This is a genomic window from Rhizobacter sp. P2_G4 (assembly GCF_056403575.1).
On record NZ_JBFUFG010000005.1, the window covers coordinates 199,285 to 223,670 of the forward strand.

25 protein-coding genes are annotated in these 24,386 nt (G+C 64.2%); 18 read left to right on the top strand and 7 right to left on the bottom strand.

Going from position 1 to position 24,386, the window contains the following annotated elements:
* Positions 1–66: 66 nt before the first annotated feature.
* From AC1DYS_RS19800 to AC1DYS_RS19830, 7 genes are all read left to right on the top strand, one after another.
* Positions 67–993: a hydroxymethylglutaryl-CoA lyase gene (locus AC1DYS_RS19800; protein ID WP_477902272.1), complete on the top strand. Its 927-nt coding sequence runs from the start codon at positions 67–69 to the stop codon at positions 991–993.
* Positions 990–1,502 carry a YbaK/EbsC family protein gene (locus AC1DYS_RS19805; protein ID WP_477902274.1) on the top strand — a complete coding sequence of 171 codons (513 nt, stop codon included), beginning with the start codon at positions 990–992 and terminating at the stop codon, positions 1,500–1,502. Before AC1DYS_RS19800 ends, AC1DYS_RS19805 begins: the two co-directional genes overlap by 4 nt.
* A 114-nt stretch (positions 1,503–1,616) precedes the next feature.
* On the top strand, positions 1,617–2,129 hold the full coding sequence (locus AC1DYS_RS19810; RefSeq protein WP_477902276.1) for a peroxiredoxin family protein: 513 nt from the start codon (positions 1,617–1,619) through the stop codon (positions 2,127–2,129).
* Between the two features lie 5 nt (positions 2,130–2,134).
* Positions 2,135–2,347 (top strand): DUF1289 domain-containing protein, encoded by a 213-nt coding sequence (locus AC1DYS_RS19815; protein ID WP_477902278.1) that lies wholly within the window; start codon positions 2,135–2,137, stop codon positions 2,345–2,347.
* On the top strand, positions 2,344–2,997 hold the full coding sequence (locus AC1DYS_RS19820; protein ID WP_477902280.1) for a DsbA family protein: 654 nt from the start codon (positions 2,344–2,346) through the stop codon (positions 2,995–2,997). Before AC1DYS_RS19815 ends, AC1DYS_RS19820 begins: the two co-directional genes overlap by 4 nt.
* Positions 2,998–3,230: 233 nt before the next feature.
* Entirely contained in the window at positions 3,231–4,892 is a 1,662-nt protein-coding gene (locus tag AC1DYS_RS19825; RefSeq protein ID WP_477902282.1) for an MFS transporter, read from the top strand.
* 100 nt (positions 4,893–4,992) lie between these two features.
* Positions 4,993–5,130 carry a hypothetical protein gene (locus tag AC1DYS_RS19830; protein ID WP_477902284.1) on the top strand — a complete coding sequence of 46 codons (138 nt, stop codon included), beginning with the start codon at positions 4,993–4,995 and terminating at the stop codon, positions 5,128–5,130.
* A 37-nt stretch (positions 5,131–5,167) separates the two neighbouring features.
* On the opposite strand, the gene AC1DYS_RS19835 is transcribed toward AC1DYS_RS19830, so the two are convergent.
* A complete protein-coding gene (locus AC1DYS_RS19835) occupies positions 5,168–5,389 on the bottom strand; it encodes a cysteine-rich CWC family protein (RefSeq protein WP_477902286.1) in 222 nt (73 codons plus the stop codon).
* Position 5,390: 1 nt separating this feature from the next.
* Positions 5,391–6,227 (bottom strand): hypothetical protein, encoded by an 837-nt coding sequence (locus tag AC1DYS_RS19840; protein WP_477902288.1) that lies wholly within the window; start codon positions 6,225–6,227, stop codon positions 5,391–5,393.
* Positions 6,228–6,577: 350 nt separating this feature from the next.
* Here AC1DYS_RS19840 and AC1DYS_RS19845 point away from each other — a divergent pair, with 350 nt between their 5' ends.
* On the top strand, positions 6,578–7,090 hold the full coding sequence (locus AC1DYS_RS19845) for an outer membrane beta-barrel protein (RefSeq protein WP_477902290.1): 513 nt from the start codon (positions 6,578–6,580) through the stop codon (positions 7,088–7,090).
* 124 nt (positions 7,091–7,214) lie between these two features.
* On the opposite strand, the gene AC1DYS_RS19850 is transcribed toward AC1DYS_RS19845, so the two are convergent.
* Genes AC1DYS_RS19850 through AC1DYS_RS19865 form a run of 4 tightly spaced genes read right to left on the bottom strand, consistent with a single transcriptional unit; the run spans position 7,215 to position 11,842 of the window.
* On the bottom strand, positions 7,215–8,756 hold the full coding sequence (locus AC1DYS_RS19850) for a malonate--CoA ligase (RefSeq protein WP_477902292.1): 1,542 nt from the start codon (positions 8,754–8,756) through the stop codon (positions 7,215–7,217).
* A 45-nt stretch (positions 8,757–8,801) separates the two neighbouring features.
* A complete protein-coding gene (locus AC1DYS_RS19855; protein WP_477902294.1) occupies positions 8,802–9,815 on the bottom strand; it encodes a Bug family tripartite tricarboxylate transporter substrate binding protein in 1,014 nt (337 codons plus the stop codon).
* A gap of 46 nt (positions 9,816–9,861) precedes the next feature.
* A complete protein-coding gene (locus tag AC1DYS_RS19860) occupies positions 9,862–11,163 on the bottom strand; it encodes a malonyl-CoA decarboxylase (protein WP_477902296.1) in 1,302 nt (433 codons plus the stop codon).
* Complete coding sequence (locus AC1DYS_RS19865; RefSeq protein ID WP_477902298.1) at positions 11,156–11,842, bottom strand: GntR family transcriptional regulator; 687 nt, start codon at positions 11,840–11,842, stop codon at positions 11,156–11,158. The genes AC1DYS_RS19860 and AC1DYS_RS19865 overlap by 8 nt, the downstream gene beginning before the upstream one ends.
* 189 nt (positions 11,843–12,031) lie before the next feature.
* On the opposite strand from AC1DYS_RS19865, the gene AC1DYS_RS19870 reads away from it, so the two are divergent.
* The gene (locus AC1DYS_RS19870) at positions 12,032–12,505 is read left to right on the top strand and encodes a response regulator (protein WP_052197484.1); all 474 of its coding nucleotides are present in this window, start codon (positions 12,032–12,034) and stop codon (positions 12,503–12,505) included.
* A 24-nt stretch (positions 12,506–12,529) separates the two neighbouring features.
* Here the strand turns inward: AC1DYS_RS19870 and AC1DYS_RS19875 are convergent, their stop codons facing one another.
* Positions 12,530–13,360 (bottom strand): IclR family transcriptional regulator, encoded by an 831-nt coding sequence (locus AC1DYS_RS19875; protein WP_082000884.1) that lies wholly within the window; start codon positions 13,358–13,360, stop codon positions 12,530–12,532.
* Between the two features lie 256 nt (positions 13,361–13,616).
* Between AC1DYS_RS19875 and AC1DYS_RS19880 the strand changes: the two genes are divergently transcribed.
* The 9 genes from AC1DYS_RS19880 to htpG all read left to right on the top strand — a co-directional run bounded on the left by AC1DYS_RS19880 (position 13,617) and on the right by htpG (position 24,383).
* Entirely contained in the window at positions 13,617–14,825 is a 1,209-nt protein-coding gene (locus tag AC1DYS_RS19880; RefSeq protein ID WP_477902301.1) for an acyl-CoA dehydrogenase family protein, read from the top strand.
* An 89-nt stretch (positions 14,826–14,914) separates the two neighbouring features.
* Entirely contained in the window at positions 14,915–16,072 is a 1,158-nt protein-coding gene (locus AC1DYS_RS19885) for an acyl-CoA dehydrogenase family protein (protein WP_477902303.1), read from the top strand.
* A 24-nt stretch (positions 16,073–16,096) separates the two neighbouring features.
* A complete protein-coding gene (locus AC1DYS_RS19890; RefSeq protein WP_477902305.1) occupies positions 16,097–17,284 on the top strand; it encodes an acyl-CoA dehydrogenase in 1,188 nt (395 codons plus the stop codon).
* Positions 17,285–17,381: 97 nt separating this feature from the next.
* Positions 17,382–18,020, top strand: a complete 639-nt coding sequence (locus AC1DYS_RS19895) for a TetR/AcrR family transcriptional regulator (RefSeq protein ID WP_477902307.1) — start codon at positions 17,382–17,384, stop codon at positions 18,018–18,020.
* On the top strand, positions 18,017–18,958 hold the full coding sequence (locus AC1DYS_RS19900) for an HlyD family secretion protein (protein WP_477902309.1): 942 nt from the start codon (positions 18,017–18,019) through the stop codon (positions 18,956–18,958). Before AC1DYS_RS19895 ends, AC1DYS_RS19900 begins: the two co-directional genes overlap by 4 nt.
* Positions 18,955–19,893 carry an ABC transporter ATP-binding protein gene (locus AC1DYS_RS19905; RefSeq protein ID WP_477902311.1) on the top strand — a complete coding sequence of 313 codons (939 nt, stop codon included), beginning with the start codon at positions 18,955–18,957 and terminating at the stop codon, positions 19,891–19,893. The genes AC1DYS_RS19900 and AC1DYS_RS19905 overlap by 4 nt, the downstream gene beginning before the upstream one ends.
* Positions 19,890–21,014: an ABC transporter permease gene (locus AC1DYS_RS19910; RefSeq protein WP_477902313.1), complete on the top strand. Its 1,125-nt coding sequence runs from the start codon at positions 19,890–19,892 to the stop codon at positions 21,012–21,014. Before AC1DYS_RS19905 ends, AC1DYS_RS19910 begins: the two co-directional genes overlap by 4 nt.
* 82 nt (positions 21,015–21,096) lie before the next feature.
* Positions 21,097–22,407, top strand: a complete 1,311-nt coding sequence (locus AC1DYS_RS19915) for an NAD(P)/FAD-dependent oxidoreductase (protein ID WP_477902315.1) — start codon at positions 21,097–21,099, stop codon at positions 22,405–22,407.
* Positions 22,408–22,502: 95 nt separating this feature from the next.
* Positions 22,503–24,383 carry a molecular chaperone HtpG gene (gene htpG / locus AC1DYS_RS19920; protein ID WP_477902317.1) on the top strand — a complete coding sequence of 627 codons (1,881 nt, stop codon included), beginning with the start codon at positions 22,503–22,505 and terminating at the stop codon, positions 24,381–24,383.
* The last annotated feature ends 3 nt before the right edge of the window (positions 24,384–24,386 follow it).

Here is a 24,386-nt window from a genome sequence, read left to right on the forward strand (position 1 = left end):
GCTGTAGGCGCACATCCCTAACAAGGGGGGTGGGTGACTTCAGTCAACGTTAGTGAGGAATAAGTCATGGTTCATGCGTCATTCCCAAGCCATGTGACTCTGGTCGACGTGGGTCCGCGCGACGGTTTGCAGAACGAGAAACAGGCCGTCGGCACAGAACACAAGATCGAGCTCGTGCACCGGCTGCAAGAGGCTGGCTTGCGTGAGATCGAAGTCACCAGTTTCGTGAGTCCGAAGTGGGTGCCGCAGATGGCCGACAACGCGCAGGTGATGGCCGGGATGCAGCGCCGCGCCGGCGTGCGCTACTCGGTGCTCACGCCGAACCTGAAGGGCCTGGATGCAGCACTCGCAACGCGGCCCGACGAGATCGTGGTCTTCGGTGCGGCCACCGAGGCCTTCAGCCAGCGCAACATCAACTGCAGCATCGCCGAAAGCATCGAGCGCTTCGCGCCGGTGGTGGAGGCCGCGCATGCGCAGGGTCTGAAAGTGCGCGGTGCCATTTCATGTGCGCTCGGCTGCCCCTACCAGGGTGAGGTGAGTGCCGACGAAGTGGAGAACGTGGTGCGCTTGATGAAGGGCATCGGCGTGGACCACTGCGGTGTGGCCGACACCATCGGCGTGGGCACGCCGCGTGCCGTGCAGCATGCAATGGAACGCGCGCTGAAGCACTATCCGCTGGTCGAGGTGAGTGGCCATTTCCACGACACCTACGGGCAGGCCTTGTCCAACATCTACGCATGCCTGGAAATGGGCATTCACACCTTCGACGCGAGCGTGGCGGGCCTCGGCGGTTGCCCGTATGCGAAGGGTGCCACAGGCAATGTGGCGACAGAAGACGTGCTCTTCATGCTGAACGGTCTCGGCATCTCGACGGGCATCGACATCGACAAGCTGGTCGACGCCGGCGCGTACATCTCGGGCGTCATCGGCCGGCCGCCGGCGTCGCGTGTGGGCAAGGCCTTGTTGGCCAAACGGGAGAAGGCTGCAGCATGAGTGCCGATACAACGACCCCTCAAGCCCTGACCGCGAGCGATCGTCCGGAAGGCTTCAAGCGCGTGACCGAACTGCTCGCCGCGCTGGGCCACCCGCATGCGCCCGTGTACCTCGACGTCACCGCCCGCACGGCCCAAGAGGCAGCCGACGCGCTCGGTTTGCAGCTCGGCCAGATCGCCAAGAGCGTGATCTTCAAGCGCAAGCTCGACGGTGTGGCCGTGCTGGTGGTGACCTCCGGCGACCGCCGTGTCGATGTGGAGAAGGTGGCGGCCCTCACCGGTGCGGTGGGGCGGGCCGATGCCGACTTTGTCAAGGCGAGCACCGGCTTCAGCATCGGTGGCGTGTCACCGGTCGGTCACCTCACGCAGCCGGTCACGCTGATCGATCGCGAGCTGCTGCGCTTCGAGGAAATCTGGGCCGCCGCCGGCCACCCGAACGGCGTGTTCAAACTCACCCCGGCTCAACTGCAAGCAATGACCGGCGCGCCGCTCGCCGACGTGACGCCATGAAGAGTGGTGCCTGACCAAACTTGCCTGAGCGCGGATTGTTTCGCAAATATTGCGTAAGTACGCCGCCATGCTGGCGACCAACGGGACATGACCAGAACTTGCAGAAGGCTCTCCATGCACCCCGTCATCCAACGTCGTCGCCTGCTGGGAGGATTGGCACTTTCCGTGTTCGGCGGTGTGTCCCGGGCAGAGCCTTCGGCGAGCGGCTTCAGTCTGGTCGGCAAGACGCTCGACGGCCGCGCCTATGACCTCAGGCACGAGAAAGGCAAGGCGGTGCTGGTGTTCTTCTGGTCGACCGAGTGCCCGGTGTGCCGCGACAAGATGCCCGAGCTGCGCGCCAACTACGAAGCATGGCGCGACAAGGGTTTTCAGCTCGTCGCGGTGAGCGTGGACCGCAGCCTGGCAGAACTGAAGGACTACGACAGTGTGGTCAATCGCATGGTGCCGCCAGCGCAGCGCTTTCCCTTCCTGTGGCGCGGCGATGCGGTGCACAGCGACAGCTTCGGCCCCATCGCACGCACACCGACATCGTTCATCCTGGACCGGCAGGGTCGCGAAGTGAAACAAGTTCGGGGCCGCATCGATCCTTCACTGTGGGACGATATGGCCGAACTGGTGCTGACCTGACCACGATGCCTGCCACATCCTCCACCGCCGCCGTTCCGAGCCCCTGCATCAGCGTGTGCCGCATGGACGCGCGCAGCGGTCTTTGCGCGGGTTGCCTGCGCACGATCGAAGAGATCGCCGCGTGGTCGACGATGAGCGACGAGGCCAAGCGGGGCGTGTGGCTCCTGGTCGAGCAGCGTCAACCCGTCATACCGCTCTTTGCCACGCCACAGTCATGAAGCACCTGCGGTTCAGCTTCGACGTCGTGTCGCCCTACGCCTACTTGGCGTTCGAGCGCATGCCGCAGGTGCTGGAAGGTGTCAGCTACGAGGTGAGCTACGAACCTATCCTGCTCGCGGGGCTGCTGCAGCACTGGGGGCAGAAGGGTCCGGCAGAGATCGAGCCCAAGCGTGAGTGGACGTACCGGCAGATCATGTGGCTCGGGCACAGCCTTGGCGTGCCGGTGGAGATACCAGCCCAGCATCCGTTCAACCCGCTGGCTTTGCTGCGCTTGCTGCTGGCCAGCGCGCCGTCGGGCTACACACCGAATCGCTGGGCATGCGAGCAGGTGCTGCGCCATGTCTGGCTCGGTGGTGGCGATGCCAACGACGCGGAGCGGCTCGCGTCGTTGACGCAAGTGTTGTCGCCGCAGCGTGACCCGAGCGGCAGTGAGGTGAAAGACGAGTTGAAGGCAGCCACTGTGGAGGCGGCGGCACGCGGCCTTTTCGGCGTGCCCACGATCGAAGTCGATGGCCGTGTTTTCTGGGGCCTGGACGGGCTCGAAATGCTGTCGGCCTACCTGCGTGGCGATGCATGGTTCGAGGGGCCGCAATGGGCCGGTGCCGCCGCGGTGCCGGTGGGTGTCCGCAGAACTCCAAAGGCGACTTGAGGAGCCTCGCTCGTTGATGGAGCAAGCCAGCAGCGGCCTGCCTCGCAGAACGCCCCCCGCGTAAATACTGATCTCGAAAGCCCTGTAGATCTCGCATGAAGAAATGCGACGTCAGGGTTGCACCCTAGTTTGTCAGCTTCGCATCAGCGTGGCGTCAGCGCGTGGTCAGAGCGTGCCGTGAAGATGCGCCCAGCCTCATCTGTCATGAGGTGCCCCAACGAGGAGAGAGATTCATGGCAACTGCATCCGCGGTCGGCAAACCGATGACGAAAGAGGAAAAGAAGGTCATCTTCGCCTCCAGTCTCGGCACCGTTTTCGAGTGGTACGACTTCTACCTGTACGGCACGCTGGCCGTCATCATCGGCAACCAGTTCTTCTCGGCGCTCGACCCCGCTTCGCGCACGATCTTCTCGCTGCTCGCGTTTGCTGCCGGCTTCATCGTGCGCCCCTTCGGCGCGCTTGTGTTCGGCCGCCTGGGCGACATGATCGGCCGCAAGTACACCTTCCTGGTGACCATCCTGATCATGGGCTTGTCGACCTTCATCGTCGGCCTGTTGCCCAACTACGCATCGATCGGCCTGGCGGCTCCCGTCATCCTGATCGGCCTGCGCATGCTGCAAGGCCTGGCGCTCGGTGGTGAGTACGGCGGTGCCGCTACGTATGTGGCCGAGCACGCACCTCATGGCAAGCGTGGCGCGTTCACTTCGTGGATCCAGACCACGGCGACGCTGGGCCTGTTCCTGTCGCTGCTGGTGATTCTCGGTACGCGCACGGCGATGGGCGAAGCGGCCTTTGCCGAATGGGGCTGGCGCATTCCGTTCCTGGTCTCGGTGATCCTGCTCGGCGTCAGCGTCTGGATTCGCTTGAGCATGAACGAATCGCCTGCCTTCAAGAAGATGAAGGAAGAGGGCAAGACCTCGAAGGCACCGCTGACCGAATCGTTCGGCCAGTGGAAGAACCTGAAGATCGTGATCCTCGCGCTGGTGGGCCTCACGATGGGCCAGGCCGTGGTCTGGTACACGGGCCAGTTCTATGCGCTGTTCTTCCTGACCGGCGCACTGAAGGTCGATGGCGCCACCGCCAACATCATGATCGCGATCTCGCTGATCATCGGCACACCTTTCTTCATCGTGTTCGGCACGCTGTCGGACAAGATCGGCCGCAAGCCCATCATCATGGCCGGCTGCCTGATCGCGGCACTGACCTACTTCCCGCTGTTCAAGGCGCTGACCGAAGCGGCCAACCCCGACCTGGCAGCTGCGCAGGCCAAGAACAAGGTGGTCGTCGTGGCCGACCCGGAGCGTTGCTCGTTCCAGTTCAACCCGACGGGTACCGCCAAGTTCACCAGCTCGTGCGACATCGCCAAGCAGGTGTTGTCGGCTGGCTCCGTGAGCTACGACAACGAAGCAGCGCCCACGGGCACCGTCGCGCAGATCAAGATCGGCGACAAGGTCATCCCGGGTTTCGAGTCGAAGGGCATGTCACCGGATGACGTGAAAAAGGCAGATGCTGATTTCAAGAAGGCCATCTCGACAGCGCTGAAGGAGGCCGGCTACCCCGCCAAGGCCGACCCGGAGAAGATGAACAAGCCGCTGATCGTGGCCATCCTCACCTTGCTCGTGATCTACGTGACCATGGTCTACGGCCCGATCGCGGCGATGCTGGTTGAGATGTTCCCGACCCGCATCCGCTACACCTCGATGAGCTTGCCGTACCACATCGGCAACGGCTGGTTCGGCGGCCTGCTGCCTGCTACCGGCCTGGCCATCGTGGCGCAGACGGGCAACATGTACAACGGTCTCTGGTACCCGATCATCTTTGCAAGCATCACCTTCGTGGTGGGCATGCTGTTCGTGAAGGAAACCAAGGACGTGGACATCTACGCCAAGGACTGATCTCAGGGCCGGAGTCCCGGCGAAGGCCCGAGCATTGCAAATGCGAGGGCCAACGCCGGCTTGTCTCCGGCTTGACATCCTTCAACGAAAGAACTGAAGCATGTGGAAGTACGTTGTGGGGTTCGTGGCCTTTTCTGCGCTCGTCATCTGGGTGCTCGGCAAGGGCGGTGACATCGACATGAGCGGCGAGAAGCACAGTGTTGATGTGGCACCAGCGGCCTCGGCCGCGTCGAACTAGACGACACGACCCTCGCTCTGCGGAAAGCCGGACAGTCTCAGGACTGAGCCGGCTTTTTCGTTTCTGGTGGAGGCGTGTCCGACGGAAGCTCTTGCAGCTGAGCCAGGCAGACCATGCAGACGCAACGGTCATACTGCTCGCGCAGCATCTGCGTGGTGGCAGCCGACAGCTTGAACTGACCGCATGCGCAAGGCATGGGCTCCTTGACGCCGCAGTGAAACGCGCCGCCGCAGCGCGGGCAGGTCGCGTTGAGTGTCACCTCAGGTGCGACGGCGGCGTGACAGCACCGCCGTGGCGAGTCCGAGGCCCGTCAGCCACATCCAGCCGAGTGCTCCGCCGCCGGAGTCTTCTCCGGAAGAGGGTGTTGCGGGTGGTGGGGTGGTGCCGCCCGCGACCGAACCGTTCAGCGTGACGGCGCGGGTGAAGGCGACGGTGCCTTGCTTCAGAGAGAGGGTCAGCGTGCGGGTCTCCGCCGTCGTGCTGGTAGGCGTATAGGTGACCGAGAACGAGCAGGTGCCTGCAGGTGCGAGTGTCGAGCCGCAGCCGCTGCCGCGCGTGAACGCTGTCGTGCCCGAGCCCAGGCTGATGCCGGTGATCTGCAGGTTGTCGGTGGTGGCCAGGGAATGGTGGAGCGTCACCGTCTTGCTCACCGATGTGCCCGACGCGGCTGATGCGAAAGCCAGTGCGCTCGTTGAAAGCCCCGGCGCCGTGACCTTGGGTGTGTCCGCAAGGTAAGCCGCGATGTTCTGCACCTGATCGACGTCGAGCCCCTTGAATTCGCTCATCGCCGCTTGCGTGGCAATCGCGTTCCCGAAACGGCCGATCGCGGTGTCGTAGCTGATGTCGGCGAACCCGCCGGCGGTGGTGCTGTCGCCGGAGATCTTCTTGCGCCGGTCCTGCACGCTACCGTGGCAGTTCATGCAGGCGTGGGTCAGGTTGGCGTCGGGCGCGGCGTTGGGCGTGTCTTCGAACAGCGTCTTGCCCAGCGTGGCGTCGCCTGTCGTCTGCGCGCTGCTCGGCGCGGCCCACAGGGCCAGGCAGGCAAGCGCTGCTCCAGCGAGAAGCCAGCGGGTCGGGATTCGTTCGAGAAAATTCATGGATGGAAGGGCGCCACCGCCCCCCAGAGCTTCCGGATGCATGCATTTCATCGTGCCGGCTCGTTGGCGTCCGTGCGAGGTTGTTACGCCGTGTGTGGCCAGGTGCTGAATGGCCGACTGCCTTCCCGTGGGGGCGATCACCTGTGGTGTGCGGTGTTTGGCATGCCACAGCTGCGTGCCGCGTTGCCGCCCGTCACGCCAGGATGCTTCTGCTTACGCGCAGTGGCATGCATCCAACGAGATTGCCGATGCTTCGAGGGCTTGTGAGGCAAGAACGGCAGCTGCATCGCTAAGCTCCCTGGCTGCCGCGCGGCCGTGGGGCCCGGGCCATTGCAAACAAGGAAAAGACCATGAACCGCAACCCGCTCGATCACATCAACATCCGCACAGTCGTGTGCACTGCGCTCGCTGTGTTGGCCATGGGAAGTGCCCACGCGCAGAATACGGGCGCCCCGTCGTATGCAGGCGCATCGCTCGCATCTACCGACTACGGCACCGGCCTGAAGGTTTTTCTGGGCGGCAAGATCACACCGATCTTCGGCTGGGAAGGTCAGATCACCAGCTTCGGCTCCGAAGAGTACCGGCCCGGCTACAAGCACTCGGCCACGGCCATCGGCGCGTCGGGCACGGCACGCTTTCCGCTGAATGCCAGCCTCAGCGCCTTCGGCAAAGCAGGCTTGCATTACGTGCAGCCGAGGCAGAGCGGGCTAGGCGCGAGCGATCCCGACAGTTCGATCGAGCTGGGCCTCGGAGCCGGCCTGACCTGGAACTTCTCGCACACGGCTGCGATGCGCTTCGAGCTGGAGAACATCGGCGGCTCGGACGGCAACTTCGCCTCCGTGGGCGTGCAGTTCAGCTTCTAACGGACTGAGGTATCGAAGCCAAGCCGCGATGCCGCTAGGGCAAGCGTAGCGATGCCCCATCAAGCAACGCCCGCGGAACCGGCTCTGCCGGGCCGCTGGGTGGCGCCCCTCGGGGGCAGGAGCGCTAGCGACTGGGGGGCCCAAATACTTCTTTATGCTGCTCGCGCAACACGTTCTTCTGCACCTTGCCCATCGCATTGCGCGGTAGCTCGGGCACGACGTAGACGCGCTTGGGCACCTTGAAGTTGGCGATGCGGCTCTTCAGGGCATTGACGATGGCCGCATCGTCCAGCGAAGCCCCGGGCTGGGCCACGACCACGGCCACGCCGGCTTCGCCGAAATCCGGGTGCGGCACGCCGACGACGGCGCTTTCGGCGACACCCGGCATCTCGTTGATGAAGCCTTCGATCTCGGCAGGGTAGACGTTGTAGCCGCCCGAGATGATGAGGTCCTTGCTGCGGCCGACGATGCAGACGTAGCCGCGCTCATCGATCTTGCCCACGTCGCCGGTCTTGAACCAGCCGTCGTCGGTGAATTCTTCTTTCGTCTTCTCGGGCATGCACCAGTAGCCGGCGAATACGTTCGGTCCCTTTACCTCGATGCCTCCCACTTCGTTGGCGGCGCAGACGTTGCCGCGCTCGTCACGCACCCGCAGCTGCACGCCGGGCAGCGGGAAGCCCACGGTGTTGCCGCGGCGCTCGCCGTCTTTCGGGTCGTAGGGGTTGGACGTGAGCATGGCGGTCTCGCTCATGCCGTATCGCTCGAGGATGGTGTGGCCGGTGCGTTCTCGCCATGCATTGAAGGTCTCGATCAGCAACGGCGCCGAGCCGGCGACGAAGAGCCGCATGTTGCGGCAGGCTTCGCGCGTGAGCCCGGGTTCGGCCAGCAGCCGAACGTACAGTGTCGGCACGCCCATGAACACCGTGGCTTCGGGCAGGCGCGCGACCACAGCCTTGGGATCGAACTTCGACAGCCAGATCATCTTGCTGCCGTTGAGCAGCGCACTATGCGCGGCGACGAAGAGGCCGTGCACATGGAACAGTGGCAACGTGTGGATCAGCACGTCGCCCGGCCGCCAGCCCCAGTATTCCTTCAGCGTCTGCGCGTTGCTCAGGATGTTGCCATGCGTGAGCATCGCGCCCTTGCTGCGCCCGGTGGTGCCGCTGGTGTAGAGGATGCAGGCCAGGTCGTCGGCCTGGCGTTGCACCGGCGTGTGCTGATCGCTGTGGTGCGCAGCGCGTTCGAGGAGGCTCCCGCTGCGGTCTTCGTTGAGCGTGAACACGTGCGTGCAGCCGGCCTTGAACGCGATCTGGCTGACCCAGCCGAAGTTCTTGCCCGAGCACACCACGACCGCGGGCTCGGCGTTGCCGATGAAGTACTCGATCTCGGCGGCCTGGTACGCGGTGTTGAGTGGCAGGTAGACATAACCTGCACGCAGCACGGCGAGATACAGCATCAGCGCCTCGACCGATTTCTCGGTCTGCACCGCGATGCGGCTGCCGGCAGGCAGGCCGAGCGCGGCGAACAGGTTGGCCATCATCGCGGTGGCGCGTTCAAGATCACGCCAGCTGTAGAGGGCCGGCGTGCCGTCCGCAGTCTCGATCGCAGTGCTGTCCAGGTCGTGAGGAAACTGGCCGCGCAGCGCGGCAAAGAGGCTGTGGTTCATGGGTCCCCGATGTTCTTGTTCTTGCTCTCGTTGAGCTGTTCGAGCTTATTCGAGCGTGGCACCGGAGCGTTTCACCACATCGGCCCAGCGCTTGATTTCGCTGCTGACGAATTTACCGAAGGCATCGCCATAGAGGTTGGGCGTGTCGGTGCCCAGGCCGTTCCAGGTCTTCTTCAGCTCGTCGGAGCCGAGCGCCTTGGCCAGTTCGGTGCGCATGGCTTCGACCAGCTCTTTCGGCGTGCCCTTGGGTGCCCACAGGCCGTACCAGGTGGCCACCTGGTAGCCGGGTACGCCTGCTTCGATGGTGGTGGGAATCTCCGGGAAGCCGGGGGCGCGTTTTTCAGCTGCAACGGCCAGCGCCTTGATGCGGCCGTTCTTGATGTGCGACGCCGATGAACCCAGGCCGTCGAACATCATGTCGACCTGCCCGGCGATCAGGTCTTGCAGCGCGGGGCCCGCGCCACGGTATGGAATGTGGGTGATGAAGGTCTTGGTCTGCAGCTTGAAGAGCTCGCCGGCGAGGTGGTGCGAGGTGCCGTTGCCGGCCGAGCCATAGTTGAGCTTGCCGGGGTTCTTGCGCACGTAGTCGAGAAAATTGGTGAGGTCCTTGACGGGCACGCGGGTTGGGTTGACCACGATCACCTGCGGCACGCTCGAGATCAAGCCGACGGGGATGAAATCGGTCTCGAGGTTGTATTCGAGCTTGGGGTACATCGCCGGTGCAATCGCGTGGTGCACCGCGCCCATGAAGAAGTTGTAGCCATCGGGTGCGGCCTTCGACGCGAGGGTGGCGCCCAGCGTGCCACCGGCACCACCCCGGTTGTCATTGAGAAACTGCTTGCCGGTGTTGCGGCTCAGGATGGCGGTGAGCGGCCGCGCAAACGCGTCTGTGCCGCCCCCGGCAGGGAAGGGCACCACGACGTTCACCGGGCGGTTCGGCCAGCCTGCCTGTGCAGCGACCCAGGGGCTGCCGAGCACGGCAGCGGCGCCGGCGGTGCCGCGCAGTGCGGTGTTGAGAAAGCGGCGGCGCGAGGCGGTGGTGTGAGAGTCGTGGGTCATGGTGTTCTCCCGAGAATCTGTGTGCAGTTGGAATGGGTGGAGAGGTTCAGATCAGCCCGGCGACTGCGCGCGAATGCGCGACTTCACCGTTCACGAACTGTTCGTGGCTTGCTTCGATTTTCTGCAGATCGTAGAGGTAGTTGACCATCATGCCGCAGGACTGCTTCAGCCCCTTGCGTGACAGGTCGCCCATGGGGTTGAGGCGCTCCAGGCGGGCGCCATTGTCGAGGTGGAAACGCGCGACGGCATCGCCCTTCGACGTGGTGGCATGGTGGATCAGATACACCGCGCAGAGGCGGCTCAAAGCTTCGTGGTCGGGCTCGGACATCGATTGCAGAAAGCTTGTGTTGGCCAGCGCGCCGAGATCACCGCCGGTGGTGGCCAGCAGCTGCTTGCGCGACTCGGTGATGCGCTCCGCGGTGCCGCGCCGAAGGCCGGTGGGCGGTTCGCTGTCGTTCTGCAGCCAGCTTGCAAAACCAGGGATGGGCGACAAGGTGCAGAAGCGCTTGAGCTGCGGCAGTTCGCGCTGCAGTTGTTCGGCCACACGCTTGATCAAAAAGTTGCCGAGCGAGACGCCGCGCAGCCCCGGCTGGCAGTTGCTGATGGAATAGAACGCGGCCACCTTGAACTGGTCTGGCGTGAGCGGTTTGGCCTGCTTGTCGATCAGCGGTGCGATGGCCGCCGGCATCTCGGGCAACAGCGCCACCTCGACGAAGATCAGGGGCTCGTCGGGCAGTTGCGGGTGGAAGAACGCGAAGCAGCGGCGGTCGGGCTGCAGGCGACGGCGCAAATCGTCCCAGCCGTCGATCTCGTGCACGGCTTCGTGTCGAATGATCTGCTCGAGCAGCTGCGCGGGCGAGCCCCAGTCGACCTTCTGCATCTGCAGAAAGCCGGGGTTGAACCATGACGACAGCAGGTGCAGGAAGTCGCTCTCCAACGCGCGCAGCTCGGGCTGCACGCCGACGCGCGCGAGCAGCTTGCGTCGCATCGAGACGATCTGTGCCGTGCCGCCCGGTGTGCGGTTGATGCGGCGAAGCAGCTCCTGCCGCGGCGGCTCGGCCAGGTGGGTCAGGCGAATCAGGTTCTCGGCCGATGGGTCTTGCGCATACGCCTGCGCAATCGACAACACGGCTTGCGGATCAGGGCTGAAATCGCGCGACAGGCGGCTGAAGAAGCCGCCTTGCTGGTCGTCGGGCAGCGCGCTGAAGCGTGCCACCAGCTGGCGTGCAATGGCCACGCTGTTGGCTTCGCCGCGCTCGGACAGCAGGCGCTTGCAATCGAGCATCAGGCTGCGCAGCTGGCGATCGTCGCCAACGCGGCGGGCTGCAGATTTCAAGCCGTCAAGCATGCCGTTGTCCTGTCAGTTTTTCGTGGGCGCGCAGTGCCTTCAGCGCACTCAGCTGCGCCATCAGGTGATCGTGCATCAGCCGCTCGGCGCGTTCTGCGTCGCGCTGTTCGATCGCGGCAATCAGCACACGGTGTTCGTTGATCGAGTCTTCGACGCGGCCCGGCAGGTTGAGCTGCCGACCACGCAGCAGGCGCAGGAAGGTGCGCAAGTCGTTGGTGGTGCGATCGAGCCAGCGGTTGGCGGCCAGCGCCTGCACGCTGCTGTGGAACTCGTGGTTGGCGCGGTAGTAGCCGTCGATGTTGTGCGCGGCGGCATGGATCTCGAGGTTGTCGTGCAGGTGGCGCAAACGGGCGATGCCCTCCGGTGTGGCTTTGCGTACCGCTTCGTGGGCGCAGCGGCCTTCGAGCAGGGCCATCACGGGGAACAGCTCATCGGCATCGTCTTCCGACATTTCGGTGACGCGGCAACCCTGGCGTGGCACCAGCTGCATCAGGCCTTCGGAGGCCAGCACCTTGAGCGCTTCGCGCAGCGGCGTGCGGCTGATCTGCCACTCGTTGGCCAGCGCCAGTTCGTCGATCCATTGGCCGGGCACCAGCTGCCGTTCGAACACCATGTGCCGCAGTCGGGTCGCCACTTCTTCGTGCAGTGAAGCAGGGCGCAGCGGCGTGGCATCGACCATGGTGTGAGGGCCTCGAAGGGAGCGGATTCCGCAAAGCGGCTGACGCGACTCTAGAGTCAATAATTCATAATTACAAGCCTTCAGAAGCGCAGGTTTCCTCCGCGAAAACCCTTTCTCGACCATCGCTTTGCCTTGTGTCTGCGCCTGCGAGTCCTATGCTTGATGCGGTGCAACAAGAGGGGCAGATTCATGGTCGGTGAAGCCACGTCGCTAGACAGAAATCCCGATGGCACGGTGCTCTACATCGAAGACCAGGAGGTGAATGCCTTGCTCGTCGAAGCGCAGTTGGCAGCCACCTTGCCGAACGTGCGCCTGATCAAGGCGAGCACCGGGACCGAAGGCGTGCGCTTGGTGCGCTCCGAACACCCCGACCTCGTCTTGCTGGACATGCACCTACCGGACCTCGGGGGTCTAGAGGTGGTGCGCGCGCTGACGCTGGAAATTTCGGAAGGCCTGAAGGTCGCCCTGCTGACTGCCGACCATCTGTCGATGGACATCCTCAAGGCCATGAGTTTGGGTGCCTATGAGTACTGGGTCAAACCGATCAGCTCGACCCAGCTGGAAAAAGGTGTTCGGCGCGGACTGGCGAGCGCGTATGCCGATCCACGGCACTGGTCGCTCGAATCACGCCGCCTGCACGGGCGGCACAAGGCGTCGCACTGAGCGGCGCTTGGGCTTGGTAGCGCCTTAGCGCAGCAGCGAGGCTTCCAGCCGCGTCACCATGTCGATCAGGCGAGGGCGCACCTCGTTGAGCAGGTACTCGCGCGAGAGGTTGAACGACGGCCCGCCGCAGTTGATGGCCATGGGTGGCAAGCCGCCGCCGGGCTGGAAGGCGCGCGCGATGCCGTTCACGTCTTTCTGCCACTCTCCGAAGGAGCAGGTCACGCCCAGGGTGCTGTAGTCGTTGACGGCGCGGTCGACACCATCGCGGATCTCCGGCCACGCCACTTCATCGATCTCCTGGATGCGCTCCATGAAGTCTTGCCGCTCGCGCTCCGAGATGACGGCGAGCCAGGCGCGGCCGATGGCCGAGGTGGCGACCGGAATGCGTGAACCCACGTCGAGGCTCAGYGTGAGTGCTGCAGAACTGCGGCAGTTCTCGACATAGATCATCGACAGCCGATCGCGCGTGCCCAGCGAGACCATCGAGCGCGACGCATCGGCCAGCTCTTGCATCATCGGGCGGGCGATCTGCCGCACGTCGAGCCGTGCCAGCATCGCGCTGCCCAGCGACAGCGTGGCCGTGCCCAGGCGGTACTTGCCGCTCTCTTCGACCTGGATCAGGTAACCCAGCTTGGTGAGCGTGGAGGTAAGCCGCGACACCGTCGATTTGGGCAGGCGGCAGCGCTGCGCGATCTCCTGGTTGCCGAGCGCCTTGTCGCCTGAACGGAAGCACGAGAGCACGTCCAACCCACGCGCCAGCGCGGTGACGAAATGGCGGTCTTCCTTGGTCTTCGGGCCTGGCTTGCTGACGTGCGGGCTGCGCTCAACCTTGGCGAACTTGCTCAGTGTTTCCATCTTCCTCATTCCCTGCGGTGGCGCGCAAAGTGGAACATAAATCTGCAAACGGATGCTCGTGACATTCCCGAACCTTGTCGCCGATGCGTATGCCATTTGCCCATTGTTCACCTGCGGGAGGAGCTCACTTCCTCGGTAGAGACCGCAAGTTGACAGCATCTCGCCCGAGCAGAACAATCGCGGATCGTCTTTTCATGCGGAACATAGTTCTGCATAGCAGAACGATGCGTCAACCGGCCATCCACGAGAGATTCCCATGGACCTGACCTTTACACCTGAAGAACAAGCCTTCCGCGAAGAGGTGCGCAGCTTCGTCAAAGCCAAGCTGCCGGAATCCATTCGCCACAAGGTGGTGAACAGCCTGCGCCTCTCGCGAGAAGACCACGTGCTGTGGCAACGCACGCTGCATGAGCGCGGCTGGGGCGGCCCCGGTTGGGCCAAGGAATTCGGCGGCCCAGGCTGGAATGCCGTCGAGCAGTACATCTTCGAAGAAGAGTGCGCCGCCGCCGGCGCGCCGCGTCTCATTGCCTTCGGCATCAAGATGGTGGCGCCGGTGATCATGGCCTTCGGCTCGCCCGAACAGCAGCAGCGCTTCTTGCCCGACATCAGCTCGGCGCGCAAATGGTGGTGCCAGGGCTACTCGGAGCCGGGCGCCGGCTCCGACCTCGCGTCGGTCAAGACCCGCGCGGTGCGTGGCGTGGATGCGCAGGGCGACCACTTCATCGTCAACGGCCAGAAGACATGGACCACGCTCGGCCAGTACGCCGACTGGATCTTCTGCCTGGTGCGCACCGACCCGCAGGCCAAGGCTCAGCGCGGCATCAGCTTCCTGCTGATCGACATGAAGACCCCCGGGATCACCGTGCGGCCGATCATCACGCTCGATGGCGCGCACGAGGTCAACGAAGTCTGGTTCGAGGACGTGCGCGTGCCGGCCGAGAACCTGATCGGCGAAGAGAACAAGGGCTGGACTTACGCGAAGTTCTTGCTCGGCCACGAGCGCAGCAACATCGCCGGCATCGGCATCGCCAAGCGCGAACTCGGCCGCCTGAAGCGCATCGCCGCGACCGAGCAGAAAAGAGGCCGGCCGCTGCTCGAAGACCCGTTGTTCTCCGCCAAGGTGGCGCAGGTCGAGATCGATCTTCTGGCGCTGGAGATGACCAACCTGCGTGTGCTGTCCGAAGAGAAGGCCCAGAAGACGCCAGGCCCGGCGGCATCGATCCTGAAGATCAAGGGCACCGAGATCCAGCAGGCCATCACCGAACTGCTGGTGCAGGCGGTCGGGCCGTATGCGCTGCCCTTCGTGCGAGAGGCCATTGCCGCCAACTACGAAGGCGATCACATCGGGCCGAGTTATGCCGCGCCGCTCGGCGCGCACTACTGCAATATGCGCAAGCTGTCGATCTTCGGGGGCTCCAACGAGATCCAGAAGAACATCATTTCCCAGCAATTGCTCGGCTTGTGACAGCCCCAAGGACTCGGCATGCCGAGTCCGCCCCCCGAGGGGAGCAAAAGAACCTCGGGAGCGGCGCTCGGCCCTTTTGGAGAAAGTAAATGGACTTCAGCTTCAGCGAAGAGCAGCAACAGCTGCAAGACGCCATCACCCGCTTCGTTCAAGGCGATTACAGCTTCGAGCGACGCAAGGGCATCATCGCGAGCCCTGAAGGCTGGAGCCGCGAGGTGTGGCAGGGCCTGGGCGATCTGGGCGTGCTGGCGATGAACGTGCCCGAGGCGCATGGCGGCCTGGGCTATGGGCCGGTCGAGACGCTGCTGGCGATGCAGTCGGTCGGCCCCGCCATGCTGTGCGAGCCGCTGCTCGAAAGCGCGGTGATCGCGACGGCGCTGGTGCGTGACTTTGGCAGCTCCGAGCAGCAAGCGGAGCTGCTGCCTGCCATGGCCTCGGGCGAGCGCATCGTGGTGCTGGCCCATGGCGAAGCCGCTGCACGCGGCGATGCGGCCTGGGTCGAGACAACGGCCAGGCAAAGCGGCGCTGGCTATGTGCTGAACGGCCACAAGGCCGTGGTGCTTCTTGCGTCGGCTGCCGATGAACTGCTGGTCTCGGCGCGCAGCGAAGGCGCGGCCGGCGATGCGACGGGTGTCAGCGTCTTCCGCGTCCCGCGCAACACACCGGGGCTCGAGCTGAGGGCGTACCCGACACTCGACGGACGGCGCGCCGCTGAAGTGGCCCTGCGTGACGTCAACGTGCCCGCCAGCGCATGCCTCGGCACCCCAGGCGCCGCCTTGCCCGCCATCGCGCGTGCGTTGGACATCGGCCTGGCCGGCCTCTGCGCCGAAGCGCTGGGCGTGATGGAAGCCACCGTCAACGCGACCGTTGAATACCTGAAGACCCGCCAGCAGTTCGGCCAGCCGATCGGCCGCTTCCAGGCCTTGCAACACCGCACGGCCGACATGCTGCTGCAGCTGGAGCAGTCACGCTCCATGGCTTATCTCGCGGCAATGAACTGCGCGCTTGCCGACGATGGGCAACGCCACCGCACGCTGTCGGCCGCCAAGGTGGTGATCGGCAACGCGTGCCGCTTCATCAGCCAGCAGGCGGTGCAACTACACGGCGGCATGGGTATGACGGACGAGCTCAATGTGAGCCACTTCTTCAAGCGCCTGATGGCCTTCGAGCTGAGCTTCGGCGACACTGACTCCCACCTGCAGCGATTCGCCGAGCTGAGCCAGCGCGACGTGCCGCAGGCCGCCTGATCAACGAGACCCAAGAGACCCACCATGTCTTCCACCAAAGCCGCTTTCCATTGGGACGATCCGCTGCTGCTCGACCAGCAGCTCACGAGCGACGAGCGCGCGATTCGCGACGCCGCCAATGCCTACGCGCAAGGTAAGCTCGCACCGCGCGTGCTCGAAGCCTTTCGCCACGAGAAGACCGACCCTTCCATCTTTCGTGAGATGGGTGAGCTGGGCCTGTTGGGGCCGACCATCCCCGAGCAATATGGCGGGTCGGGCCTCAACTACGTGTGCTACGGCCTGATTGCACGCGAGGTGGAGCGTGTCGACTCGGGCTACCGCTCGATGATGAGCGTGCAGTCATCGCTGGTGATGGTGCCGATCAACGAATTCGGTAACGAGGCCACCAAGCAGAAGTACCTGCCGAAGCTGGCCTCGGGCCAGTGGATCGGCTGCTTCGGCCTGACCGAGCCGGATCACGGCTCCGACCCGAGCAGCATGGTCACGCGTGCGAAGAAAGTCGCCGGCGGCTACAGCCTCACCGGCGCCAAGATGTGGATCAGCAACAGCCCCATCGCCGATGTGTTCGTCGTGTGGGCCAAGGACGATGAAGGCGCGATCCGCGGCTTCGTGCTCGACAAAGGCGCCAAGGGTTTGTCGGCGCCCGCCGTGCACGGCAAGGTGGGCCTGCGTGCTTCCATCACTGGCGAGATCGTGATGGACAACGTGTTCTGCCCCGAAGAGAACGCCTTCCCCGAAGTGCGTGGACTTAAAGGCCCGTTCACCTGCCTCAACAGCGCGCGCTACGGCATTGCCTGGGGCGCGTTGGGTGCGGCTGAAGACTGCTGGTTCCGCGCTCGCCAGTACGTGCTCGACCGCAAGCAGTTCGGCCGCCCGCTCGCGGCCAACCAGCTCATCCAGAAGAAGCTCGCCGACATGCAGACCGAGATCACCATGGGCTTGCAAGGCTGCCTGCGCCTGGGCCGCATGAAGGACGAAGGCACGGCTGCCGTCGAGATCACCTCGATCATGAAGCGCAACTCCTGTGGCAAGAGCCTCGACATCGCCCGCTTGGCGCGCGACATGATGGGTGGCAATGGCATCAGCGATGAGTTCGGCGTGGCGCGCCACCTGGTCAACCTCGAAGTGGTGAACACCTACGAGGGCACGCACGACGTGCACGCGCTGATCCTTGGCCGCGCGCAAACCGGGATCGCTGCCTTCTCGAACTGAGGGCCTCGGCACTCATGACTAAAGCGGGCTTCGGCCCGCTTTTTCTTTGAGCTTTTGGGTGGTTGACGCAATTACTATACAAACGTATAGTAATTGCATGGCACGCCCTTCCCAGAACGTGGATCAACTGCTGCTCGATGCCGGCCTCGAGCTGCTGCCGCTCACCGGCTGCGCGGGCCTATCGGTGCGCCGGCTCACCGAACACGCCGGAGTCAACCTCGGCATGTTTCACTATCACTTCAAGAACAAGGACAACTTCATTCGCGCCGTCTTGCAGCGCGTCTATGAAGAGATGTTCTCGGAACTCACGCTGAAGGTGAACCCCCAGCGTTCACCACTCGACAACCTGCGTGACGCCGTGAGCGTGCTGGCCCGCTTCGCGCGTGACCGCCGCACACTGGTGCTGCGCATCGCCGCCGATGCGATGGCCGGTGAAGCACTCGCCGCCGACTTTCTGCGCGCCAACCTGCCTCGACACCTGCACGTGATCGGCGGGTTGCTGATGCAGGCACAGCAGGCCGGGCTGCTGGTTCCGCTGCCGCCACTCAACGCGATCGCCTTCCTGTTTGGTGCTGTCGGTGCGCCGATCCTCTTCGGTGCCGCGATGCAGCAGCACACCGATGTGACCACCGCGGAAAGCATCGACGGGATGGTGCTCTCCGACGCCGCCATCGCGCAGCGCGTGGACCTCGCTCTGCGCGGATTGTCTGCACCCTCTGCCGGGAGATCACCATGAGACTTCTGTTTGTTGGCGTCATGGCGCTGTTCGTTACGGCATGCGCGAAGCCGCCGGCCGACGTCTACCCTGGCTATGCGGAAGGCGAGAACGTACGGCTCTCGGCACCGATCAGCGGCACGCTGACGAAGCTGCTGGTGCAGCGTGGCGACACGGTCGCGGCCGCTGCCCCCGCTTTCGTGCTCGAACAGGAAAGCGAGCGCTCGGCGCGGCAAGAGGCCGAGTCGCGGGTGCAGCAGGCACAGGCTCAGCTGGCCAACCTGAAGCTCGGCCGCCGGCCTGAAGAGTTGCAGGCCTTGCGGGCACAGTTGTCGCAGGCGCAGGCGGCGCTGAAGCTGTCGACGAACGAGTTTGCCCGTGCGAGCCAGTTGGTTGCCGAAAAATTCAACTCACCGGCCACGCTCGACCAGGCACGCGCGGCGGTCGAGCGCGATCAGGCCAGCGTGAACGAAATCAACGCGCAGCTGCGGCTTGCGAGCCAGGGCAGCCGCCAGAACGAGATCGCCGCTGCGCAGCAGGAAGTCAACGCTGCCAAGGCGCAGCTCGCGCAGGCCGAGTGGCGCGTGCAGCAGAAGACGCAACGCATCCCCATCGCAGGCGACGTGGTCGACCTGCTTTACCGCGAAGGTGAATGGGTGCCACAGGGCAGCCCGATCCTGAGCCTGCTGCCGCCCGCCAATGTGAAGGCGCGGTTCTTCGTGCCGCAGCCGGTGCTGGGCCAGATTGCGCTCGGCCAGACGGTGCAGCTGCACTGCGATGGCTGCCCGGCGCCCATCGCAGCCAAAGTGAGCTTCATCGCGCGCGAGGTCGAGTTCACTTCGCCCATCATCTACAGCAAGGAGAACCGCGCGGCGCTGGTGTTCATGGTCGAAGCGCGGCCGAGTGCCGAAGACGCACGCCGTCTGCATCCCGGCCAACCGCTGGAAGTTCGCCTGTGAGCGATGCCGTCGTCATCGACGTGCGCGGGTTGACCAAGCGATACGGCGATCGTGTCGTGGTCGACCATTTCGACATGCAGGTGCCGCAAGGGCGCATTTACGGCTTTCTCGGCCCCAACGGCAGCGGCAAGACAACGACCATCCGCATGCTGTGCGGGCTGCTCACGCCCGACGAAGGCGAGGGCACCTGCCTGGGCTACGACATTCGCACCGAAGCGGCGCTGATCAAGCGGCAGGTCGGCTACATGACCCAGCGTTTCGGCCTGTACGAAGACCTTAGCATCGAGGAAAACCTCGACTTCATCGCCCGCGTGTACGACGTGCCCGATCGCAAGCGCAAGGTGAGCGACACGCTGGAGCGCCTCGGCCTCGGCACGCGGCGCAAGCAGCTGGCGGGCTCGCTGTCGGGCGGCTGGAAGCAGCGGCTTGCGCTTGCCGCCTGTCTGATCCACGAGCCGAAGCTGTTGCTGCTGGACGAGCCGACCGCCGGCGTCGACCCTGCCGCGCGCCGCGACTTCTGGGACCAGATCCACGACCTGGCTGCCGCTGGTTTGACGGTGCTCGTGTCCACGCACTACATGGACGAAGCCGAGCGCTGCCACGAGCTGGCCTACATCTCGTACGGCAAGCTGCTGACGCGCGGCACGGTGGCCGAGGTGATCGCCGGGGCGAACCTGACGACGTGGTCCATCGCTGGCGCCAACCTGGTCGAGGTCGGTCATGAACTGCGCGACGCACCGGGCATCAAGACGGTGGCGCCGTTTGGCGCGACGCTGCACGTCAGCGCCGACAGCAGCGAGTCCCTCGAGCGCGCCACGGCATCGTTGAAAGACCGCGGGCTGAAGATCGAAACCATCGAGCCCAGCCTCGAAGATGTGTTCATCGCGCTTATGCGGGACGCGCAAGACAATTTCGCAGCGAAGGCCTCGGCATGAGCTGGGTGCGCTTCCTCGCGATCTTGATCAAGGAGCTGCGACAGGTGCGGCGCGACCGGCTCACCTTCGGGATGATGGTGGCCGTGCCCATCGTGCAGCTGATCCTGTTCGGCTTTGCGATCAATGGGGACCCCAAGCACCTGCCGCTGGCCGTGGTGGTGATGGACCAGAGCGAGTTCTCGCGCAGCTTCGTCGCCGGCCTCGAGAACTCCGACTACTTTCGCGTAACCCACCGGCCTGCCAGCGTGCAGCAGGCCGACGAGTTGCTCGCGCGTGGGCAGGTGCAGTTCGCGTTGGTCGTGCCGTCTGACTTTTCTCGCAAGCTGCAGCGCGGTGAACACCCCGCCATGCTGCTGGCGGCCGATGCCACCGACCCGGCAGCCACCGGCAATGCGATCGCGGCGCTCGGCAGCATCGGCCAGCGCAGCATCGGGCGTGAGTTGACTGGGCCGCTGGCTGCGTTGCGCGCGTCTGATTCACCGTTCGAGCTGCGCGTGCAGCGGCGCTACAACCCCGAGGGCCTGACCAGCTACAACGTGATCCCGGGCCTGATCGGCGTGATCCTCACGATGACGATGGTGATGATGACCTCGCTTGCGATGACACGCGAACGCGAGCGCGGCACGATGGAGAACCTGCTTGCCACGCCGGCCAAGCCCTTCGAGGTGATGCTGGGCAAGATCGTGCCCTACATCCTGATCGGCTATGTGCAGGTGACAGTGATCTTGATCGCCGCGCGCCTGTTGTTCGACGTGCCGATGGTGGGTAGCCTCTTGCTGCTGTCGGCGGTGCTGGTGCTCTTCATCGCGGCCAACCTGGCCGTGGGTTTCACCTTCTCGACCATTGCGCGCAACCAGCTGCAGGCGATGCAGCTGACGTTTTTCTTCTTCCTGCCGTCGATGCTGTTGACGGGCTTCATGTTCCCGTTTCGCGGGATGCCGGCGTGGGCGCAGGCCATTGGCGAAGCGCTGCCGCTGACGCACTTTCTGCGCATCGTCCGCGGCATCATGCTCAAGGGAAATGGCTTGGCGGAGATTGCTCCACATCTCTGGCCCATCGCGCTCTTCATGTTGGTGGCCGGCTCGGTGGCGATGTTGCGCTATCGGCAGACCGTCGACTGAAGGGTGGCAGATAAGATGCAACGTGCTTCGCAGCACATGGCAACGCCCGGATAGACCAACAGACGGCAAGGGAGGAAGTCGGATGCATCGCATCGTGATCGTGGGTGGTGGGGCGGGTGGTCTGGCGCTTGCTACGCAACTGGGTAAGCGCCTCGGCCGCAAGAAGTTGGCCGAGGTGACGCTGGTCGACGCAGCCCGCACGCATGTCTGGAAGCCGCTGCTACACCAGCTCGCCGCTGGCAGCTACGACACCCACGCCGAAGAGCTCGAGTTCCTGGCGCAGGCGCGCTGGAACGACTTCAAGTTTCGCCTCGGCAACCTGGTGGGCATCGACCGCGTCAACAAGACGGTGCAGCTGGCCGCCAGCTACGACGAGAGCGGCATCGAGATCACGCCCGATCAGCAAGTGAGCTACGACACGCTGGTGATCGCGGTCGGCAGCCAGACCAACGATTTTGGAACTTTGGGTGCGGCCCAGCACACCATCAAGCTCGACAGCCCGCAGGCAGCCAAGCGCTTCAACGACCGCTTGATCAATGCCTGCATCCGCGCGCAGAGCGTGCCGCGTGTGGCAGGCAGCGGGCGGCTCACGGTGGCCATCGTCGGGGGCGGGGCAACCGGTGTGGAGCTTGCGGCTGAACTGCATGCCGCGGCGCGCATGTTGGCCAACTTTGGGCTCGACCACATCCACCCCGAGAAAGACCTGCAGATTGTGCTGGTCGAAGCGGCGCCACGGCTGCTGTCGCAGCTGCCCGAGCGCCTGAGCGAAGCGGCGGTGCGCGAGCTGCGCAAGCTGGCGATCGAAGTCCACACCAACGAGAAAGTGGTCGAGGTGACTGCCAAGGGCCTGAAGATGGCCAGCGGCAAGGTGATCAGCTCGACGCTCACGGTCTGGGCCGCAGGCGTGAAGGCGCCCGATTTCCTGAACGGCATCGGCGGCGAACAACCGCTCGAAACCAATCGGTTGAATCAACTGATGGTCAACGGCAATCTGCAATCGACACGCGACCCGTGCATCTTTGCCTTCGGCGACTGCGCAGCGTGCCAGCAACCTGACGGCACCTGGGTGCCGCCACGGGCACAGGCCGCCTATCAGCAGGCGATGTACTTGGTACGCGCGTTGCCCAAGTTGATGAAGGTGGAACCGGTGGTTCCGTTCGTCTTCAGGGACCAGGGGTCGCTGGTATCGCTGTCGGAATACTCATCCGTCGGCAGCCTGATGGGCAGTCTGACGCGGGGCAGCCTGTTCATCGAAGGGCGGCTGGCGCAGCTGATGTACTGGGCGCTGCACAAGCAGCACCAGTTCGCACTGGGCGGCATGCGCAGGATGCTGCTCATCACCCTGTCCGAGCTGCTCGACCGCACCTACCGGCCCCGCATCAAGCTCCACTAGCGCATTGCGCGTGGGGTCTTGAAAACGCGGCAGGCTTGCCCAAAATGCTCGCCGTTGAGAATCGACCTGTTTTCCGCATCGCAAAAAATACCGACATGAACAAGCAAACTCTCTCCTTCCAGGCTGAAGTCAAGCAGATCCTTCACCTCGTCACGCACTCGCTGTACTCCAACAAAGAGATCTTCCTGCGGGAGCTGGTCTCCAATGCGTCGGACGCCTGCGACAAGCTTCGCTTCGAAGCCTTGAACAATGCTGCGCTGTACGAAGACGCGCCGAATCTCGAGGTGCGCGTCGGCTTCGACAAGGCGGCCAAGACCATCACCATCCGCGACAACGGCATCGGCTTGTCGGCAGAAGAAGCAGTGGCCAACCTGGGCACCATTGCCAAGAGCGGCACGCGTGAATTCATGAGCAAGCTCGAGGGTGAGCAGAAGAAGGACGCGCAGCTCATCGGCCAGTTCGGCGTGGGCTTCTACAGCGGCTTCATCGTGGCCGACCACATCACCGTGGAGTCGCGCCGCGCCGGTCAGCCGGCCGAAGAGGGCGTGCGCTGGAGCAGCGATGGCAGCGGCGATTTCGAGGTCGAAACCATCACCAAGCCGACGCGCGGGACCGACATCATCCTGCACCTGCGCGACGGCGAAGAAGAGTTCCTCACGTCGTGGAAGCTGCGCTCCATCATCAGCAAATACTCCGACCACATCTCGCTGCCCATCCTGATGCAGAAAGAAGAGTGGGACCCCGAGAAGACCGAGCAGGTGGTCAAGGACGAGTGGGCGCCGGTCAACAAGGCAGCGGCTTTGTGGGCGCGCAGCAAAAGCGAGATCACGCCCGAGCAGTACGAGGAGTTCTACAAGCAGATCAGCTACGACAGCGATGCGCCGCTCGCCTACACGCACAACCGTGTGGAAGGGCGCAGCGAATACACCCAGTTGCTCTACGTGCCGGCGAAGGCGCCGTTCGACCTGTGGAACCGCGACAAGCGCGGCGGCGTGAAGCTGTACGTAAAGCGCGTCTTCATCATGGACGACGCCGAGGCGCTCATGCCGGTGTACCTGCGCTTCGTGAAGGGCGTGATCGACAGTGCCGATCTGCCGCTGAACGTGAGCCGCGAGCTGCTGCAGGAGAGCCGCGACGTGAAGGCGATTCGCGAAGGTTCGACCAAGCGCGTACTGGGCATGCTCGAGTCATTGGCCAACAGCGAAGACGAAGCCGAACGCAACAAGTACGCTGCGTTTTGGAAAGACTTTGGTTCGGTGCTGAAGGAAGGTGTGGGCGAGGACCACGCCAACCAGGAGCGGCTGGTAAAGCTGTTCCGCTTCGCATCGACCCATGCGGACGAAGGCGTGTCGTTCGCCGACTACGCGAGCCGCATGAAGGAAGGGCAAGAGGTTATCTACTACGTGACCGCCGACACGCTGGCTGCGGCCAAGAGCAGCCCGCAGCTGGAGATTTTCCGCAAGAAGGGCATCGAGGTGCTGCTGCTCGTCGATCGCGTGGACGAGTGGATGCTCAGCCATGTGTTCGAGTTCGAAGGCAGGACCTTGCAGAGCGTGGCCAAGGGATCTGTCGACCTCGGCAAGCTGCAAGACGAAGCCGAGAAGAAGCAGGCCGAAGAGATGGCCACTGCCTTCAAGCCGGTGCTTGATCGCCTGAAGGAAGCGCTGAAGGACCGCGCGAAGGATGTGCGCGTGACGACGCGCCTGGTGGACTCACCGGCGTGCCTGGTGGTGGATGAAGGTGATATCAGCGGTCATCTGGCCCGCATGCTGAAGCAGGCGGGGCAGACAGCGCCCAAGTCGCAACCCACGCTTGAGGTGAATGCCGAGCACGCGCTGGTCAAGCGTCTCGAAGGCAGCTCGCATTTCGATGAGCTGGCGAACATCCTCTTCGACCAGGCGGTGCTCGCCGAAGGCGGCCACCTCGAAGACCCCGCGGCTTACGTGAGGCGCGTCAACGCGCTGCTGACGGCCTGACGC

Bases quoted from the DNA above. Each gene is read 5' to 3' on its own strand.
- AC1DYS_RS19800 (WP_477902272.1), top strand. From the start codon at position 67: ATGGTTCATGCGTCATTCCCAAGCCATGTGACTCTGGTCGACGTGGGT.
- AC1DYS_RS19805 (WP_477902274.1), top strand. From the start codon at position 990: ATGAGTGCCGATACAACGACCCCTCAAGCCCTGACCGCGAGCGATCGT.
- AC1DYS_RS19810 (WP_477902276.1), top strand. From the start codon at position 1,617: ATGCACCCCGTCATCCAACGTCGTCGCCTGCTGGGAGGATTGGCACTT.
- AC1DYS_RS19815 (WP_477902278.1), top strand. From the start codon at position 2,135: ATGCCTGCCACATCCTCCACCGCCGCCGTTCCGAGCCCCTGCATCAGC.
- AC1DYS_RS19820 (WP_477902280.1), top strand. From the start codon at position 2,344: ATGAAGCACCTGCGGTTCAGCTTCGACGTCGTGTCGCCCTACGCCTAC.
- AC1DYS_RS19825 (WP_477902282.1), top strand. From the start codon at position 3,231: ATGGCAACTGCATCCGCGGTCGGCAAACCGATGACGAAAGAGGAAAAG.
- AC1DYS_RS19830 (WP_477902284.1), top strand. From the start codon at position 4,993: ATGTGGAAGTACGTTGTGGGGTTCGTGGCCTTTTCTGCGCTCGTCATC.
- AC1DYS_RS19840 (WP_477902288.1), bottom strand. From the start codon at position 6,227: ATGAATTTTCTCGAACGAATCCCGACCCGCTGGCTTCTCGCTGGAGCA.
- AC1DYS_RS19845 (WP_477902290.1), top strand. From the start codon at position 6,578: ATGAACCGCAACCCGCTCGATCACATCAACATCCGCACAGTCGTGTGC.
- AC1DYS_RS19850 (WP_477902292.1), bottom strand. From the start codon at position 8,756: ATGAACCACAGCCTCTTTGCCGCGCTGCGCGGCCAGTTTCCTCACGAC.
- AC1DYS_RS19855 (WP_477902294.1), bottom strand. From the start codon at position 9,815: ATGACCCACGACTCTCACACCACCGCCTCGCGCCGCCGCTTTCTCAAC.
- AC1DYS_RS19860 (WP_477902296.1), bottom strand. From the start codon at position 11,163: ATGCTTGACGGCTTGAAATCTGCAGCCCGCCGCGTTGGCGACGATCGC.
- AC1DYS_RS19865 (WP_477902298.1), bottom strand. From the start codon at position 11,842: ATGGTCGATGCCACGCCGCTGCGCCCTGCTTCACTGCACGAAGAAGTG.
- AC1DYS_RS19870 (WP_052197484.1), top strand. From the start codon at position 12,032: ATGGTCGGTGAAGCCACGTCGCTAGACAGAAATCCCGATGGCACGGTG.
- AC1DYS_RS19880 (WP_477902301.1), top strand. From the start codon at position 13,617: ATGGACCTGACCTTTACACCTGAAGAACAAGCCTTCCGCGAAGAGGTG.
- AC1DYS_RS19885 (WP_477902303.1), top strand. From the start codon at position 14,915: ATGGACTTCAGCTTCAGCGAAGAGCAGCAACAGCTGCAAGACGCCATC.
- AC1DYS_RS19890 (WP_477902305.1), top strand. From the start codon at position 16,097: ATGTCTTCCACCAAAGCCGCTTTCCATTGGGACGATCCGCTGCTGCTC.
- AC1DYS_RS19895 (WP_477902307.1), top strand. From the start codon at position 17,382: ATGGCACGCCCTTCCCAGAACGTGGATCAACTGCTGCTCGATGCCGGC.
- AC1DYS_RS19900 (WP_477902309.1), top strand. From the start codon at position 18,017: ATGAGACTTCTGTTTGTTGGCGTCATGGCGCTGTTCGTTACGGCATGC.
- AC1DYS_RS19910 (WP_477902313.1), top strand. From the start codon at position 19,890: ATGAGCTGGGTGCGCTTCCTCGCGATCTTGATCAAGGAGCTGCGACAG.
- AC1DYS_RS19915 (WP_477902315.1), top strand. From the start codon at position 21,097: ATGCATCGCATCGTGATCGTGGGTGGTGGGGCGGGTGGTCTGGCGCTT.
- htpG (WP_477902317.1), top strand. From the start codon at position 22,503: ATGAACAAGCAAACTCTCTCCTTCCAGGCTGAAGTCAAGCAGATCCTT.